The organism is Brenneria populi (genome assembly GCF_036016195.1).
In the GTDB taxonomy this organism is placed as follows: domain Bacteria; phylum Pseudomonadota; class Gammaproteobacteria; order Enterobacterales; family Enterobacteriaceae; genus Brenneria; species Brenneria populi.
On sequence record NZ_JAYWTM010000048.1, the window covers coordinates 1 to 14740 of the forward strand.

General features: G+C 52.1%; 21 protein-coding genes. 6 read left to right on the plus strand and 15 right to left on the minus strand.

Annotated elements, in window-relative coordinates; translation table 11 throughout:
* The first annotated feature begins 43 nt into the window (after positions 1-43).
* Positions 44-595 carry a gamma carbonic anhydrase family protein gene (locus VSX58_RS21820; RefSeq protein ID WP_327619930.1) on the plus strand — a complete coding sequence of 184 codons (552 nt, stop codon included), beginning with the start codon at positions 44-46 and terminating at the stop codon, positions 593-595.
* On the opposite strand, the gene VSX58_RS21825 is transcribed toward VSX58_RS21820, so the two are convergent.
* The 6 genes from VSX58_RS21825 to dprA are packed head-to-tail and all read right to left on the minus strand — an operon-like array spanning position 577 to position 4387.
* The gene (locus tag VSX58_RS21825) at positions 577-834 is read right to left on the minus strand and encodes a DUF1488 family protein (protein WP_327619917.1); all 258 of its coding nucleotides are present in this window, start codon (positions 832-834) and stop codon (positions 577-579) included. The two genes, VSX58_RS21820 and VSX58_RS21825, sit on opposite strands and share 19 nt — an antisense overlap.
* Positions 834-1658, minus strand: a complete 825-nt coding sequence (gene aroE, locus VSX58_RS21830; protein WP_327619918.1) for a shikimate dehydrogenase — start codon at positions 1656-1658, stop codon at positions 834-836. The genes VSX58_RS21825 and aroE overlap by 1 nt, the downstream gene beginning before the upstream one ends.
* 20 nt (positions 1659-1678) lie before the next feature.
* Complete coding sequence (gene tsaC / locus VSX58_RS21835) at positions 1679-2248, minus strand: L-threonylcarbamoyladenylate synthase type 1 TsaC (RefSeq protein WP_327619919.1); 570 nt, start codon at positions 2246-2248, stop codon at positions 1679-1681.
* Entirely contained in the window at positions 2241-2798 is a 558-nt protein-coding gene (locus VSX58_RS21840) for a DNA topoisomerase family protein (RefSeq protein WP_327615885.1), read from the minus strand. Before VSX58_RS21840 ends, tsaC begins: the two co-directional genes overlap by 8 nt.
* 22 nt (positions 2799-2820) lie before the next feature.
* Positions 2821-3294 (minus strand): DUF494 family protein, encoded by a 474-nt coding sequence (locus VSX58_RS21845; protein ID WP_048637267.1) that lies wholly within the window; start codon positions 3292-3294, stop codon positions 2821-2823.
* Complete coding sequence (dprA, locus tag VSX58_RS21850; RefSeq protein ID WP_327619920.1) at positions 3266-4387, minus strand: DNA-protecting protein DprA; 1122 nt, start codon at positions 4385-4387, stop codon at positions 3266-3268. The genes VSX58_RS21845 and dprA overlap by 29 nt, the downstream gene beginning before the upstream one ends.
* 129 nt (positions 4388-4516) lie before the next feature.
* Here dprA and def point away from each other — a divergent pair, with 129 nt between their 5' ends.
* The 5 genes from def to mscL all read left to right on the plus strand — a co-directional run bounded on the left by def (position 4517) and on the right by mscL (position 9288).
* Positions 4517-5026: a peptide deformylase gene (gene def / locus VSX58_RS21855; RefSeq protein WP_327619921.1), complete on the plus strand. Its 510-nt coding sequence runs from the start codon at positions 4517-4519 to the stop codon at positions 5024-5026.
* Between the two features lie 27 nt (positions 5027-5053).
* Complete coding sequence (gene fmt / locus VSX58_RS21860) at positions 5054-6001, plus strand: methionyl-tRNA formyltransferase (protein WP_327619922.1); 948 nt, start codon at positions 5054-5056, stop codon at positions 5999-6001.
* Positions 6002-6068: 67 nt separating this feature from the next.
* Positions 6069-7364, plus strand: a complete 1296-nt coding sequence (rsmB, locus tag VSX58_RS21865) for a 16S rRNA (cytosine(967)-C(5))-methyltransferase RsmB (protein WP_327619923.1) — start codon at positions 6069-6071, stop codon at positions 7362-7364.
* Positions 7365-7418: 54 nt separating this feature from the next.
* Positions 7419-8795, plus strand: coding sequence for a Trk system potassium transporter TrkA (trkA, locus tag VSX58_RS21870; protein ID WP_327619924.1), 1377 nt, complete (start codon positions 7419-7421; stop codon positions 8793-8795).
* A 94-nt stretch (positions 8796-8889) separates the two neighbouring features.
* A complete protein-coding gene (gene mscL / locus VSX58_RS21875; protein WP_327619925.1) occupies positions 8890-9288 on the plus strand; it encodes a large-conductance mechanosensitive channel protein MscL in 399 nt (132 codons plus the stop codon).
* 78 nt (positions 9289-9366) lie between these two features.
* On the opposite strand, the gene VSX58_RS21880 is transcribed toward mscL, so the two are convergent.
* The 9 genes from VSX58_RS21880 to secY all read right to left on the minus strand — a co-directional run bounded on the left by VSX58_RS21880 (position 9367) and on the right by secY (position 14738).
* Complete coding sequence (locus tag VSX58_RS21880) at positions 9367-9585, minus strand: alternative ribosome-rescue factor A (protein WP_327619926.1); 219 nt, start codon at positions 9583-9585, stop codon at positions 9367-9369.
* A gap of 83 nt (positions 9586-9668) precedes the next feature.
* Positions 9669-10040: a DnaJ family domain-containing protein gene (locus VSX58_RS21885; protein WP_327619927.1), complete on the minus strand. Its 372-nt coding sequence runs from the start codon at positions 10038-10040 to the stop codon at positions 9669-9671.
* 208 nt (positions 10041-10248) lie between these two features.
* Complete coding sequence (rplQ, locus tag VSX58_RS21890) at positions 10249-10641, minus strand: 50S ribosomal protein L17 (protein ID WP_048637258.1); 393 nt, start codon at positions 10639-10641, stop codon at positions 10249-10251.
* A 40-nt stretch (positions 10642-10681) separates the two neighbouring features.
* Entirely contained in the window at positions 10682-11671 is a 990-nt protein-coding gene (locus VSX58_RS21895) for a DNA-directed RNA polymerase subunit alpha (protein WP_048637257.1), read from the minus strand.
* Between the two features lie 25 nt (positions 11672-11696).
* Positions 11697-12317, minus strand: coding sequence for a 30S ribosomal protein S4 (rpsD, locus tag VSX58_RS21900; protein WP_208229557.1), 621 nt, complete (start codon positions 12315-12317; stop codon positions 11697-11699).
* 30 nt (positions 12318-12347) lie between these two features.
* Complete coding sequence (gene rpsK / locus VSX58_RS21905; RefSeq protein WP_002919257.1) at positions 12348-12737, minus strand: 30S ribosomal protein S11; 390 nt, start codon at positions 12735-12737, stop codon at positions 12348-12350.
* A gap of 16 nt (positions 12738-12753) precedes the next feature.
* Positions 12754-13110, minus strand: a complete 357-nt coding sequence (gene rpsM, locus VSX58_RS21910) for a 30S ribosomal protein S13 (protein WP_150437818.1) — start codon at positions 13108-13110, stop codon at positions 12754-12756.
* Positions 13111-13256: 146 nt separating this feature from the next.
* Entirely contained in the window at positions 13257-13373 is a 117-nt protein-coding gene (gene rpmJ / locus VSX58_RS21915; protein ID WP_002227352.1) for a 50S ribosomal protein L36, read from the minus strand.
* Between the two features lie 33 nt (positions 13374-13406).
* The gene (gene secY / locus VSX58_RS21920; protein ID WP_327615895.1) at positions 13407-14738 is read right to left on the minus strand and encodes a preprotein translocase subunit SecY; all 1332 of its coding nucleotides are present in this window, start codon (positions 14736-14738) and stop codon (positions 13407-13409) included.
* Positions 14739-14740 lie beyond the last annotated feature (2 nt).

Below are 14740 nucleotides of genomic sequence, written 5' to 3' on the forward strand. Positions count from 1 at the left end.
GTCTATCCATTCACATATAAGTGTAATCAACAGGGGGTTACCGATGGATTCAGAAAAAATTCGTGGCTATAAAGGTGAATTTCCTGTCATTGGCAAAAACGTGATGATTGATTCGTCCAGCGTTATCATCGGTAAGGTAACTCTTGGCGACGACGTCGGTATTTGGCCTCTTGTCGCCATCCGCGGAGACGTGAACCACATTCATATCGGCGCAAGAAGCAACATCCAGGATGGTTCCGTACTGCATATCACGCACGGTACAGAAAATAACCCGGCGGGCAATCCGTTAATCATCGGGGAAGATGTGACCGTCGGGCATAAAGCGATGCTGCATGGCTGCACGATAGGCAATCGCGTGTTAGTGGGGATGGGTTCCATCATTCTTGACGGCGCCGTTATTGAAGATGACGTGATGATCGGCGCGGGCAGTCTGGTTTCTCCGGGTAAACGGCTGGAAAGCGGTTATCTGTATTTAGGTAGCCCGGCTAAAAGAGTCCGCCCTTTGAGTCCGGAAGAAGTAGCCGGGCTGTTATATTCGGCGAATAACTATGTTCGCTGGAAAAATGACTATATTTCTCAGGACAATGAGAAATAGCCCTGGCTATCGTATTCATCATTCAGCACCATTTTCTCAAAGATCTCTTCCAAATCCCAACGGTGCTGCCGGAACAGCGATAGACACTGTTCCGGAGCGTCTCCGCCATAGCGTTGCGCTAGCTGCCCGGCGCTGATGCGGCATGTCTGTTGAAATCCATTAATCAGGACAGGAAAACAAACGGCCTTAAGCTCATCATCCCAGCTTTCGCGATCCGGAAACTGGATAGCCTGATTCACTACTCCAGCTCCCGTTTTAGCTGTTCAATAACGGGAATGACATCCGGCATGACGCTATTCCAGATTTGAAAAGAGTGCGCCGCCTGCCCCACCAGCATACCTAAACCATCGGCATAGCGGGTTGCGCCATGCTGCGCGCACCAGGCTAAAAACGGCGTCAGTCGGGACTGATAGAACATGTCATAACAACATGTTTGCGGCGAGATCGACGAGATCGGCAAATCCGGCGTCGCGCCGTGAATGCCTGAAGAGGTGGCATTAATCATCAGATCAAAATGTCGTCCGCGCAGATCATCCAATTCAGCCGCCTGAATATTACCAAAAGAACGGAACAGATTAACCAGGTGCTCCGCTTTAGCGAACGTCCTGTTGGCCAATACAATCGAGCAGCCATAGGCCAGCAGCGGCTGAATCACGCCGCGCGCCGCGCCCCCCGCGCCGACCAATAAAATACGATCCTGCGCCTGGATAAAATTCAGACGCTGTAAATCACTCAGTAGGCCGACGCCATCGGTATTATCACCAAACAGGCGTCCGTCATTCTGCCTTTTCAACGTGTTGACGGCACCGGCAAGCGCCGCCTGTTCGCTTAATACATCGGCTTGCGCACAGGCCCGCTCCTTAAACGGAACGGTGATGTTCGCCCCATGAGCGCCCGCCTGAAAGTAGCTCTGCAGCGCCGTCTCAAAACCGTCCAACGGCGCCAATAGACGTTGATAGTTCAGTTCAATGCCGCTCTGCGCGGCAAATAGCTCATGTATACGCGGTGACTTGCTATGCGCGATTGGATTACCAAAAACCGCAAAAGACTTTATTTCGGACACGATACTCTCCAACCTCTACCTCAACCCTGGCGCAGCAATTCACCGGTTAAAACATCTCTAATTTCAGAAGGATTGTCTCTTCCCCCGACCTTTCCGCGCAGCACGGGAAAATCGTCGCCAAACTGTTGATAAACCTCCTGCTCGGAACGACAAGGCGGCTGACCACTCAAGTTAGCGCTGGTTGAAACCAGCGGCTTGCCGTAATCAAGACACAATTTTTTCACCAACGGATGAGCGCTGACCCGCACGGCAAGCGAGTCAAACTGCCCGGTCAGCCATTTTGGCGTCGTCGTTTTGGCGGGGATCACCCAGGTAACAGGCCCGGGCCAGCGAGAAAACATCATCTCTCTTTGCGCGCCGGACAGCGCCCGGTCGTCGATATAAGGTTCCAACTGCCGATAATCAGCCGCAATCAGAATCAAACCTTTTTGCCACGGGCGTTGCTTCAATGCCAGCAGACGGCCGACCGCAAGCTCGCTATCCGGATCGCACCCCAGGCCGAAAACGGCCTCGGTGGGATAGGCAATGACTTCTTCATTGAGCAATGCATGCAAAATAGATGCCGGTAAATCGCCAGAAATATCATTCATTATTATCAACTTCAGCCGTTACCGGCTTTCCACATGATTTACTGGCGCAAAAGAGCTTGATGCCCTGCGCCGTTTTCTTTTCGATCAGCAAAGGATAGCGGCAGTGGGGGCACTCCCCGGCGACCGGTTTATTATTGAGCGTGAATTGGCACTCAGGATAACGATCGCAGGCATGAAACACTTTTCCGTAGCGTGATTTACGCTGTAACAGCGTGCCTTTACGGCATTGCGGGCAGCGCAGCGCCGTTTCATCCGGGCGATCGATCGCCTCCGTATGGTTGCACGCCGGATAGTTTTCACAGCCGATGAACATGCCATAGCGTCCCTGCCTTAACACGAGCGTTGATTGGCAACGCGGACACAGCTGTCCATCGAGCACCTTGACCACATGGCCGTCGGCCTGAGCCTTAAGCGGACGAATAAACTCGCATTCCGGGTAGCGAGAGCAGCCAAGAAAAGGCCCGTGCCGTCCGGAACGGATAACCAGCACAGACCCGCATTCAGGGCATACTTCTTGTTTTTTATCGGCGAAAAGTACGGTTTTAGCCATTCCTTACCCATTGCGCTCCAGGCTACTGCACATAACCGTCATTTTCCTCAAACAGGAGTTCTTCCATTTGTTGATACGCGTTTTCACACCCAGGCACGTTAAAAAGCACCATCAGAATGACCCATTTCAGATCTTCCAGATCAAATTCCTGCGTTTCAAGCGCCATTACCCGGTCGATCACCATCTCGCGCGTCTCCAGATTCAATACCTGGATCTGTTCGAGAAACAGTAAAAAACCGCGGCAATCGGCATCCAGACGCTGTTCTTCATCCTGCGTGTAAATACGTATTGCCAACGGGTCGTGAGCCAGGTTGAGCGGCGTATTCTGCCCTTCCTGGATGTCGGCCAATTTTTCCAGCCAACTCAACGCGCTATAGATATCGTTACGATGAAATCCAGCGCGGGTGAGGTCATCAGTCAACGTATCCTGATCGACACGCATTTCAGTTTCATTGTGGATATAAGTTTCAAACAAGTACATGAGTACGTCGAACATGGCATGCCCTCCTTAATCGGACATAGCCGCCGGGTACTGCTGCGATCCATCCTGCTAACTCCAGTTCCAATAGTTTACCCACTATCTCTGGCACAGGTTGGCCGGCACGTTCAGCGACAACGTCAACAGGTGTAACCTCATCTCCTACGTTAGCCAACACATCAGCAAATGGCAATTCAACATCCTCTTCTACGGCAGAAATAATTCCCTCGCCCCCTGTCGGCAGCCATTGAAGCCCGCTTATCAGCTGTTCAACCACGTTTTTAGGGTGTGTGACAAGGTAGGCGCCCTGTTGAATCAGCCAATGCGTGCCTTCCGTCATCGGATTGCCGATCGGACCGGGCAAGGCAAATACGTCCCGGCCTTGATCCAAGGCATAGCGGGCCGTCACCAGCGACCCGCTGCGTATGGATGCCTCGATAACCAGAACGCCCAGGCTCAACCCGCTAATAATACGGTTGCGTCTTGGGAAGTGGGCGGGCAGCGGCGGCGTCGACAGGGGAAATTCGGAAACCAGCGCGCCGCCGTGTTCAAGAATTCGCGCGGCAAGCCCTTGATGACGCCGGGGGTAGATATGCGCCAGGCCGCTGCCTAAAACCGCAATCGTCTTTCCCCCGGCGTCCAGCGCGGCGCGGTGCGCGATACCGTCGATGCCGACGGCCAGTCCGCTAGTGATGATAAGATCGTTAACCGCCAGTTCTTGCGCGAAAAATTGTCCCCACTGCTCGCCGTAGGTACTATTGTTACGGCTGCCGACGATGGCGATTTGCGGCGACGCCAATTGAGAGAGTTCGCCCGCGACAAACAGCAAGAGCGGATAAGCGCTGATATTTCCCAATAGAAATGGGTATCGCTCATCGGTACAACTCACCATATGGTGCGCGGGCTGCGACAGCCACCCCAGGGTCTGGTCCAGCATTTTCCCATCGCAGCGCTGGAATTGCTCCGCCTGGACATCGGTCATGCCGAGGGAGATTAAAACTTCCCGGTCGTAACGGCCCTCGGCGATAAGCGCTTTGGCGATTTGCCCGGCCCGACCGGCCCGCAAATGTTTTACCCCCATTAAGCGCAGCCAAATTTCCGTCAATAACATTGCGCATCCCTTATTCCGTCGCCTTCGGGCCAACCGTCAATATCATTGCCAATGCTGTCAATCGGTGCGGGAAATGTCTAGAATAAGCGCTGATACTCTCCCATCACTCGGATACAGATCTAAATATATATGTCAGTTTTGCAGGTATTACATTTTCCGGACGAACGGCTACGCATAACGGCGAAGCCCGTAAAAGAAGTCAATGCAGACATCCAGCGTATCGTCGATGATATGTTCGATACCATGTATGCAGAGGAAGGCATTGGCCTGGCCGCCACTCAGGTGGATATACATCAACGCATTATTGTTATCGATGTTTCGGAATCGCGGGATCAGAGGCTGGTATTGATTAATCCCGAACTGCTTGAGAAAGACGGCGATACCGGCATAGAAGAAGGCTGCCTGTCGATTCCTGAAACCAGAGCGCTGGTGCCGCGTGCCGAGCATGTGAAAGTGCGCGCCCTGGATCGGGAAGGGAACGCCTTTGAACTGGAAACCGACGGCCTGCTGGCCATCTGTATTCAGCATGAAATGGATCACCTGGTCGGAAAACTGTTCATCGATTACCTCTCTCCGCTCAAGCGTCAGAGGATCCGCCAGAAGCTGGAAAAATTAGCCAAACAAAACAGCCGGGGTTAATCATTTATCTCCCTGACAGGAAACAACGTGTCTGATTCTTTACGTATTATCTTTGCGGGAACGCCGGATTTCGCCGCGCGTCATCTTGCGGCTCTGTTATCGTCCAAGCACCAGGTGGTCGGCGTTTTCACGCAGCCGGATCGCCCGGCGGGACGCGGGAACAAGTTAACCGCCAGTCCGGTAAAAGCGCTGGCGCACCAGCATGGCATTCCGGTATATCAGCCCAGGTCGCTGCGCCAATCCGAGGGGATGGATAGGGTTAGGGCGCTGCACGCCGATGTGATGGTGGTTGTCGCCTACGGGCTGATTCTGCCGCAGGCGGTGCTGGACATGCCGCGTCTTGGTTGCCTTAATGTGCACGGTTCGCTGCTGCCGCGCTGGCGAGGCGCCGCGCCGATTCAACGCGCCCTGTGGGCCGGCGATCGGAGTACCGGCGTAACTATCATGCAGATGGACGCGGGCCTGGATACCGGCGCGATGCTGCATAAGATTGAATGCCCTATCCTGCCGCAGGATACCAGCGCCACGCTATACGAAAAATTGGCCGAACTGGGGCCGCGCGGATTATTGGCAACCCTGGAGCGGCTTGCCGCGGGTCAAATAACGGCGGAGCCTCAGGATGACGCGCAGGCCACCTACGCGGAAAAACTCGGCAAAGAAGAAGCTCGCCTCGACTGGCGGCTTTCCGCCGCCCAGCTTGAGCGTTGCGTACGCGCCTTCAATCCTTGGCCGGTCAGCTATTTTATCGTGAATGAGCAGCCGATTAAGGTATGGAAATGTCAGGCTGACGCCGCGGAGCATCAATCCCTGCCCGGCACTATTTTACAGGCCGACAAAAAAGGCATTCAGGTCGCAACTTCAGATGGCGTATTAACCATCCTTGAATTACAGCCGGCGGGTAAAAAAGCCATGGCCGCGCAGGATTTACTGAACTCCCGGCGCGAATGGTTTATTCCGGGCAATATTCTGGCCTAATCGATATCTCATGCCGGCGCGATGATTATTCGCCGGCATACCCTATCCATTACGTAGTCGCTAACTCATGAAAAGCTCATATAACCTTCGCAGCATTACCGCTAAAGCGGTAGGGCAAGTACTGGACCATGGACAGTCGCTCAGCGCTTTATTGCCCGCGTACCAAAAAGAGATCGCCGATAAGGATCGCGCGCTATTGCAAGAACTATGCTTTGGCGTACTACGCGTATTGCCGCAGTTAGAGTGGTGTATTCAGCAGCTGATGGCAAAACCGTTAACCGGGAAACAGCGCGCCTTACACTACCTGATCATGGTCGGTATCTATCAGCTGCTCTATACCCGCATTCCGCCGCATGCCGCGCTGGCTGAAACGGTAGAAGGCGCCGTCGCCCTGAAACGCCCGCAGCTCAAAGGACTGATTAACGGCGTATTGCGCCAGTTTCAGCGCCAACAGGACGAGCTGCTGCAACGCATGGCGAATACACCCGCGCGCTACCTGCATCCCGGCTGGCTGCTGACGCGCATTAAAAGCGCCTATCCGCAAAACTGGCAGCAGATTATTGATGCCAATAACCAGCGCCCGCCAATGTGGCTACGGGTCAACCGGTTGCATCACACCCGCGATGAATACCTCGCGTTGCTCGAACAACAAGGCATAGCAGCGCTGTCTCACCCCGATTACCCGGATGCCATCAGGCTGTCGACCCCTTGCGCGGTCAACCTGCTGCCCGGTTTTGACCAAGGGTGGGTTACCGTACAAGACGCCTCCGCCCAGGGCTGCGTTTACTGGCTCTCCCCTCAGGATGGCGAACAGATCCTCGACCTATGCGCCGCGCCGGGCGGTAAAACCACCCATATTCTTGAGGCTGCGCCGAAAGCGCGCGTGCTGGCCGTCGATATTGATGATGAAAGGCTCGCTAGGGTCAGAGAAAATTTACAGCGCTTACGGCTAAACGCCGAATTAAAGCAGGGCGACGGGCGTCAGCCGCAAGACTGGTGCGGCGATGCCATCTTCGACCGTATTTTGCTGGACGCGCCCTGTTCGGCCACCGGCGTTATTCGACGTCATCCCGATATCAAATGGCTACGCCGTGATAATGACATCGCCGAACTCGCGCTACTGCAAAAAAACATTCTCGATGCAATCTGGCCGCGCCTGAAAACCGGCGGTACATTGGTTTACGCCACCTGTTCAATCTTGCCGGAAGAAAATCATCAGCAAATAGATAATTTCTTGCGGCGCCACGCGGATGCTCAATTAGCCGGCACCGGAACATCGGCTAAGCCGGGGCTGCAAAAACTCCCCAGCCCGGAAGATGGCGACGGCTTCTTTTATGCAAGGCTGGTAAAAAAAGCGCGTTAGACCCAGTATTGCGTCCTGGGTCACACGGCAATATCACATACGGCAGAATTAACTATGAAGATTATTATTCTTGGCGCCGGCCAGGTAGGCGGTACGCTGGCGGAGAATTTGGCCGGTGAAAATAACGACATCACCGTCGTCGATACCGATACCACCCGTTTGCGCCAGTTGCAGGATAAATTTGATCTCCGGGTCGTCACCGGCTATGCCTCCCATCCCAGGGTGTTGCATGAAGCGGGGGCGGAAGATGCGGATATGTTGGTCGCGGTCACCAATTCCGATGAAACGAATATGATCGCCTGCCAAATAGCCTATTCGCTTTTCAATACGCCGAATCGCATCGCACGGATAAGATCGTCGGAATATATGCGCGAAGCCGATCGTTTATTTCTGCCCGAGGCCGTTCCTATTGATTATTTAATCTCTCCGGAACAGTTGGTAATCGATAATATCTACAAGCTGATTGAATATCCCGGCGCCCTTCAGGTGGTTAATTTCGCCCAGGGCAAAGTGAGTATTGCGGCGGTCAATGCCTACTATGGCGGCCCGCTGGTCGGCAACGCATTGTCGTCCATCCGCGAACATATGCCGCATATAGAAACCCGCGTCGCCGCCATTTTCCGTCACGATCGCCCGATTCGTCCCCAGGGCTCTACCGTTATCGAAGCGGGGGATGAAGTATTTTTCGTCGCCGCATCGCAGAATATCCGAGCGGTAATGAGCGAACTGCAACGGCTGGAGAACCCGTATAAGCGGATCATGATCGTTGGCGGCGGCAACGTTGGCGCCGGCCTGGCTCGGCGCTTAGAGAAAGACTACAGCGTCAAACTGATAGAGCGTAACGCGGAGCGAGCCGCCGAGCTGGCGGAATTATTGCAGGATACCATCGTTTTTCATGGCGATGCCTCGGATCAGGAGCTTCTTGCGGAAGAACATATCGAACAAATGGATGTGTTCATCGCTATCACCAACGATGATGAAGCCAATATCATGTCCGCCATGCTGGCCAAACGCATGGGCGCCAAAAAAGTGATGGTGCTTATCCAGCGTCGGGCCTATGTCGATCTGGTACAGGGGAGCGTGATTGATGTCGCCATCTCCCCGCAGCAGGCGACCATCTCCGCATTACTAAGCCATGTGCGTAAGGCGGACATCGTCAGCGTATCGTCGCTGCGCAGAGGGGTGGCTGAAGCCATTGAGGCTATCGCGCATGGCGATGAAGGGACGTCAAAAGTCGTAGGGCGGCTGATCGAAGATATAAAACTGCCGCCGGGCACCACTATCGGGGCGATCGTGCGCGGGGATGATGTCATGATTGCCAATGACAACACGCGTATTGAACAGGGCGACCATATAATTATGTTCTTAACGGATAAAAAATTCGTGCCGGATGTCGAGCGTCTATTCCAGCCAAGCCCGTTCTTTCTATAATTAAGATGAGTGATTTTTAAACTCTATAAGAGAATATGGCAAACATAAAACTATTTGTTAAAATTAATCTATCTTTTTATCAAGGAGAGTGGTCATGAGCATCATTAAAGAATTCCGCGAATTCGCTATGCGCGGGAACGTGGTCGATCTGGCGGTCGGGGTTATTATCGGCGCGGCTTTCGGGAAAATCGTTTCTTCGCTGGTATCCGATATCATTATGCCCCCGTTGGGACTGCTCATCGGCGGAGTGGATTTTAAACAGTTTAGTCTGGTATTACGCGCCGCTCAGGGCGACATACCTGCCGTCGTTATGCATTACGGCGTGTTCATTCAGAATATTTTCGACTTCATTATCGTCGCGTTCGCTATTTTCATCGCCATCAAACTGATGAACAAATTGCGTCGTAAAGAAGAAGTCGCTCCCGCGGTTCCGCCGAAACCCAGCGCTGAAGAAAAATTATTAACGGAAATACGCGATCTGCTGAAGAAATAATCAGCCCGCTAGATTATTACTGCGCTAAATTCGTCGGCGTCTTTTTTGCTTCTGCAATCGTTGCAATAAACGAAGAAGTTAAAAGATCTTAGAAAAGCAAAAGGCCAGAGGTAAAAAATCGATGGATTGCTTACCACTGGCCTCCCAGTTTCCTTTCCGTACATGTTTCTCTTTTCTGCGGTAACTTCCTTTTCCTTTACTATTCGCCTCAACACGTTGGCGAAATAGCGGATCGGATAACAACGCTTCGATCGCATTGTCCCGGATTTTGCCACGTTTATGCTGATAAACAGCCATACCTACCTCTCACAATCAGGATACAAGATAAAACGGGCAGAGTATAAATTCAAAAGCGTCTACAACATAGACGATTTGCGGAATTAATTCTGCGTTTTAAAGGTTCTTTGTAACGAATCCGCGTATTCACCGCGCAAAAAATCAGTATTAACGCCGCGTTGCCGCAGGCTCAGCTCAAGCAGGCGAAAGCGACGGGAAACAGACTCATACTCAGGGGAGTCTCGGGAGATATTTTCCAGCAGATCGGTCAACTGCAATGCTTCTTTGCGCTCTTGCAGCTCGACGGGAAGACAGCCGGCATTTTTTAGCAGGCGATAAGCAACTCTCAAATCAGGCGGAACGGCGCTGTCATCGTCCAATACTAATGGTTTCCCCGTTCCCGGGAGGTTATCAAAGGCTCCCTCTTCTCGAGCTTGCGTAATATGGCGCTCAACCAATTCATCAATTAACCACATAATAACCTCTGAAAGTGCTGCCGCTTCATCAAGGTTAGCGTAATTCAGACGTAAAAAAAACGCGCGCGGCGTTTGGGGGATGATAGCGGCGAGAGTCGCGCTATAAACGTTTTTAACATCGGCAGCAACGGTCCGAAGCGAAGGGCGGCTAGCCGGACGCCAGCCATAAAAAAACCGGGTTTCCCCGGTTTTTTCACGCTAAGGCAGATTACTCTGCGGTAGCAACTTCTTCAGTTTGAGAAGCTGAGCGATCAACGAGCTCGATGTATGCCATCGGCGCATTGTCACCTGCACGGAAACCACACTTCAGAATACGAGTGTAACCACCGGCACGGCTCGCGAAACGCGGGCCCAGTTCATTAAACAGTTTTGCCACGATCTCATTATCACGAGTACGGGCGAATGCCAGACGACGATTAGCAACGCTGTCGGTCTTGGCAAGAGTAATCAGCGGTTCAACAACGCGACGCAGCTCTTTTGCTTTTGGCAGGGTTGTCTTGATGATCTCATGACGAACCAAAGAACCAGCCATGTTACGGAACATAGCCTGACGATGGCTGCTGTTACGGTTCAGTTGACGACCACTCTTACGATGGCGCATGACCTTATCCTTCTCAGTAAAACCTTAACCTGTGATCCGGTTACTCATCAGCAATGCTTGCCGGCGGCCAGTTTTCCAGGCGCATGCCCAGAGACAAACCGCGTGAAGCCAGCACATCTTTAATCTCAGTAAGAGATTTTTTACCCAGGTTGGGCGTTTTGAGCAGCTCAACCTCGGTACGCTGTACCAGATCACCGATGTAGTGGATAGCTTCTGCCTTAAGGCAGTTAGCAGAGCGGACAGTCAATTCCAGATCGTCAACAGGGCGCAGCAGGATCGGATCGAATTCTGGTTTCTCTTCTTTAACTTCTGGTTGACGTACATCACGCAGGTCAACGAAAGCTTCAAGTTGTTCAGCCAGAATGGTGGCCGCACGGCGGATCGCCTCTTCAGGATCGATCGTGCCATTGGTCTCCATTTCGATGACCAGCTTGTCCAGGTCAGTACGCTGTTCTACACGCGCCGCTTCAACATTGTAGGCAATACGCTCTACAGGGCTGTAGCAAGCATCGACCAACAGACGACCGATCGGGCGCTCATCTTCTTCCGTATGAATACGGGCAGATGCCGGCACATAACCACGGCCACGCTGAACTTTAATACGCATGCTGATAGCAGCGTTTTCATCGGTCAGATGGCAGATCAAGTGCTGTGGCTTGACGATTTCGACATCGCCGTCATGGACGATGTCGGCTGCAGTCACAGGGCCAATGCCAGATTTATTCAGGGTAAGAATAACTTCATCTTTGCCTTGAACTCTCACCGCCAGCCCTTTCAGGTTGAGCAGGATTTCCAGGATATCTTCCTGTACGCCTTCTTTGGTGCTGTACTCATGTAGTACACCATCAATCTCAACCTCGGTCACCGCGCAACCTGGCATGGATGAAAGCAGAATACGGCGCAGTGCGTTGCCAAGAGTATGGCCGAAGCCCCGCTCTAACGGCTCAAGGGTCACCTTGGCGTGCGTCGAACTCACTTGCTCGATATCAACCAGGCGCGGTTTTAGAAACTCTGTCACAGAACCCTGCATTGTGTCCTCTCTTTGGTACTAAGCCTTACTTGGAGTAAAGCTCGACGATCAGGTGTTCATTAATGTCCGAAGACAGATCGGTCCGTTCAGGAATACGCTTGAACACACCTTCCATCTTGGCAGCATCAACTTCCAGCCAAGTTGGCTTTTCACGCTGTTCAGCCAGCTCCAGAGCGGCCTTAACGCGAGATTGCTTTTTAGCTTTCTCACGGATGCTGACTACGTCATTCGGGGATACCTGATAAGAAGCGATGTTAACAACGCGACCGTTTACCATGATAGCTTTGTGGCTAACCAGCTGACGCGCTTCCGCACGCGTGGCGCCGAAGCCCATGCGATAAACTACGTTATCCAGACGGCCTTCCAGCAGTTGCAACAGGTTCGCACCCGTATTGCCTTTCAGACGCGCTGCTTCTTTATAATAGTTACGGAACTGGCGCTCCAGCACACCGTAGATGCGGCGAACTTTTTGCTTTTCACGCAACTGTACACCATAGTCAGACAGACGCGGCTTGCGCGCACCGTGCTGACCAGGAGCTTGTTCAATCTTACACTTGGAATCGATCGCACGAACACCGGACTTCAGGAACAGGTCGGTGCCTTCACGACGGCTCAGCTTGAGCTTAGGACCCAAATATCTAGCCATTTTCTTTCTCCAACAATCCTAAAAGCGGCGTTATACGCGACGCTTTTTCGGCGGACGACAACCGTTATGGGGGATCGGAGTCACATCAGTAATATTCGTGATGCGGAAACCAGCCGCGTTCAATGCGCGGATAGTTGACTCACGGCCCGGACCAGGTCCTTTAACCATAACTTCCAGGTTCTTGATACCGTACTCTTTCACTGCTTCAGCACAGCGTTCTGCTGCTACCTGAGCGGCGAACGGAGTGGATTTACGAGAACCACGGAAACCGGAACCACCGGCAGTTGCCCAACCCAGCGCATTACCCTGACGATCGGTAATAGTTACGATGGTGTTGTTGAAAGAAGCATGGATATGAGCCACACCGTCAGAGACTTGCTTTCTTACACGCTTACGTGCACGAATAGGTGCCTTTGCCATTATTCAATCACCCCGATTATTTCTTGATCGGTTTGCGCGGACCCTTACGGGTACGGGCGTTAGTCTTGGTACGCTGACCGCGAACCGGCAGACCACGACGATGACGCAAACCACGATAAGTACCAAGGTCCATCAGACGCTTGATGCTCAGGGTAACTTCACGACGCAGATCGCCTTCGACAACAAACTTGGCAACTTCGTCACGCAGCTTATCGATTTGCTCTTCAGACAGCTCACTGATCTTAACATTTTCGGCGATACCCGAAGCAGCGCAAATAGCCTGCGAACGAGTTTTGCCGATACCATAGATCGACGTTAACGCGATAACGGTATGTTTATGATCAGGAATGTTAATGCCTGCTATACGGGCCACTATGCACTCCTACAATTTTATACAGCAATACCATTCTGAAAAGCCCGTTTTCAGGATACTCAAATAGTATTGCAGTTACAGACAAAAGATTGGCTGGCTAATCTAGCCAGCTCAACCCAACTTTGCAAGAAAAATATGCGAGATAATCAGCCTTGACGCTGTTTATGCTTCGGTTCGGCGCTGCAAATCACACGAACGACACCGTTACGCTTAACGATTTTGCAGTTACGACATAATTTCTTGACGGAAGCACGAACTTTCATTTTTACTCTCCGTAACTTCTCAAGCTCACCCGATTAACGGTTATAACCTTTCAGGTTCGCTTTCTTCAATGCAGACTCATACTGACTCGACATCATCAGAGTTTGCACTTGAGCCATAAAGTCCATGATGACCACAACAACGATCAATAATGACGTGCCGCCGAAATAGAAAGGCACTTTCATTGCATCACGCATGAACTCCGGGATCAGGCAGATAAAAGTAATATAAAGCGCACCTACCAGGGTAAGGCGGGTCATTACTTTATCGATATATTTCGCCGTTTGCTCTCCCGGACGAATTCCTGGCACGAATGCACCGGACTTCTTCAGGTTATCTGCTGTTTCGCGCGGGTTGAAAACCAACGCAGTGTAGAAGAAACAGAAGAAGATGATTGCAGTCGCATAGAGTAACACATAAAGCGGTTGTCCAGGCTGCAAATACATCGAAATTGTAGTCAGCCAGTTCCAACCGGTACCGCCCCCGAACCAGGATGCTATCGTAGCCGGGAACAGAATAATGCTGGAAGCGAAGATAGCCGGGATAACCCCCGCCATATTCACTTTCAACGGCAAATGCGTACTCTGTGCTGCATAAACGCGACGACCCTGTTGACGCTTGGCGTAGTTGACGACGATACGACGCTGGCCACGCTCAATGAAAACAACGAAGAAGGTTACTGCAAACACTAAAACTGCAACCAACAGCAACAGGAGGAAGTGCAGGTCGCCTTGCCGCGCTTGCTCGATGGTATGGCCAATGGCCGGCGGCAAACCCGCAACAATACCAGCGAAGATTATGATCGAGATACCGTTGCCGATACCGCGTTCCGTAATCTGTTCTCCCAGCCACATCAGGAACATCGTTCCGGTAACCAGACTTACAACAGCGGTAAAGTAGAACGCAAAGCCCGGGTTTAACACCAGGCCCTGCATTCCAGGCATATTCGGCAGACCGGTAGCAATACCGATCGACTGGAATATGGCCAGTACCAGAGTACCGTAGCGGGTATACTGGCTAATCTTGCGACGGCCAGCCTCCCCTTCTTTCTTTATTTCCGCCAGCGTCGGATGAACCACCGTCAGCAGCTGGATAATAATCGATGCCGAAATATACGGCATGATACCCAGGGCAAAGATAGAAGCACGGCTGAGCGCACCACCAGAGAACATGTTGAACATTTCAATGATGGTGCCTCGCTGTTGCTCAAGCAATTTGGCAAGCACAGTGGCATCAATACCAGGAATCGGAATAAAAGAGCCAATACGGAAAACAATCAGCGCGCCGATAACAAACAATAGTCTGCGCTTCAGTTCGCCAACTCCGCCTTTAGCACTTTGAAAATCTAATCCTGGTTGTTTGGCCATCT

Excerpts from the sequence above, each read along its gene's own strand:
- VSX58_RS21820 (WP_327619930.1), top strand. The coding sequence starts at position 44 with ATGGATTCAGAAAAAATTCGTGGCTATAAAGGTGAATTTCCTGTCATT.
- tsaC (WP_327619919.1), bottom strand. The coding sequence starts at position 2,248 with ATGAATGATATTTCTGGCGATTTACCGGCATCTATTTTGCATGCATTG.
- VSX58_RS21840 (WP_327615885.1), bottom strand. The coding sequence starts at position 2,798 with ATGGCTAAAACCGTACTTTTCGCCGATAAAAAACAAGAAGTATGCCCT.
- VSX58_RS21845 (WP_048637267.1), bottom strand. The coding sequence starts at position 3,294 with ATGTTCGACGTACTCATGTACTTGTTTGAAACTTATATCCACAATGAA.
- dprA (WP_327619920.1), bottom strand. The coding sequence starts at position 4,387 with ATGTTATTGACGGAAATTTGGCTGCGCTTAATGGGGGTAAAACATTTG.
- def (WP_327619921.1), top strand. The coding sequence starts at position 4,517 with ATGTCAGTTTTGCAGGTATTACATTTTCCGGACGAACGGCTACGCATA.
- rsmB (WP_327619923.1), top strand. The coding sequence starts at position 6,069 with ATGAAAAGCTCATATAACCTTCGCAGCATTACCGCTAAAGCGGTAGGG.
- trkA (WP_327619924.1), top strand. The coding sequence starts at position 7,419 with ATGAAGATTATTATTCTTGGCGCCGGCCAGGTAGGCGGTACGCTGGCG.
- mscL (WP_327619925.1), top strand. The coding sequence starts at position 8,890 with ATGAGCATCATTAAAGAATTCCGCGAATTCGCTATGCGCGGGAACGTG.
- VSX58_RS21880 (WP_327619926.1), bottom strand. The coding sequence starts at position 9,585 with ATGGCTGTTTATCAGCATAAACGTGGCAAAATCCGGGACAATGCGATC.
- VSX58_RS21885 (WP_327619927.1), bottom strand. The coding sequence starts at position 10,040 with ATGTGGTTAATTGATGAATTGGTTGAGCGCCATATTACGCAAGCTCGA.
- rplQ (WP_048637258.1), bottom strand. The coding sequence starts at position 10,641 with ATGCGCCATCGTAAGAGTGGTCGTCAACTGAACCGTAACAGCAGCCAT.
- VSX58_RS21895 (WP_048637257.1), bottom strand. The coding sequence starts at position 11,671 with ATGCAGGGTTCTGTGACAGAGTTTCTAAAACCGCGCCTGGTTGATATC.
- rpsD (WP_208229557.1), bottom strand. The coding sequence starts at position 12,317 with ATGGCTAGATATTTGGGTCCTAAGCTCAAGCTGAGCCGTCGTGAAGGC.
- rpsK (WP_002919257.1), bottom strand. The coding sequence starts at position 12,737 with ATGGCAAAGGCACCTATTCGTGCACGTAAGCGTGTAAGAAAGCAAGTC.
- rpmJ (WP_002227352.1), bottom strand. The coding sequence starts at position 13,373 with ATGAAAGTTCGTGCTTCCGTCAAGAAATTATGTCGTAACTGCAAAATC.
- secY (WP_327615895.1), bottom strand. The coding sequence starts at position 14,738 with ATGGCCAAACAACCAGGATTAGATTTTCAAAGTGCTAAAGGCGGAGTT.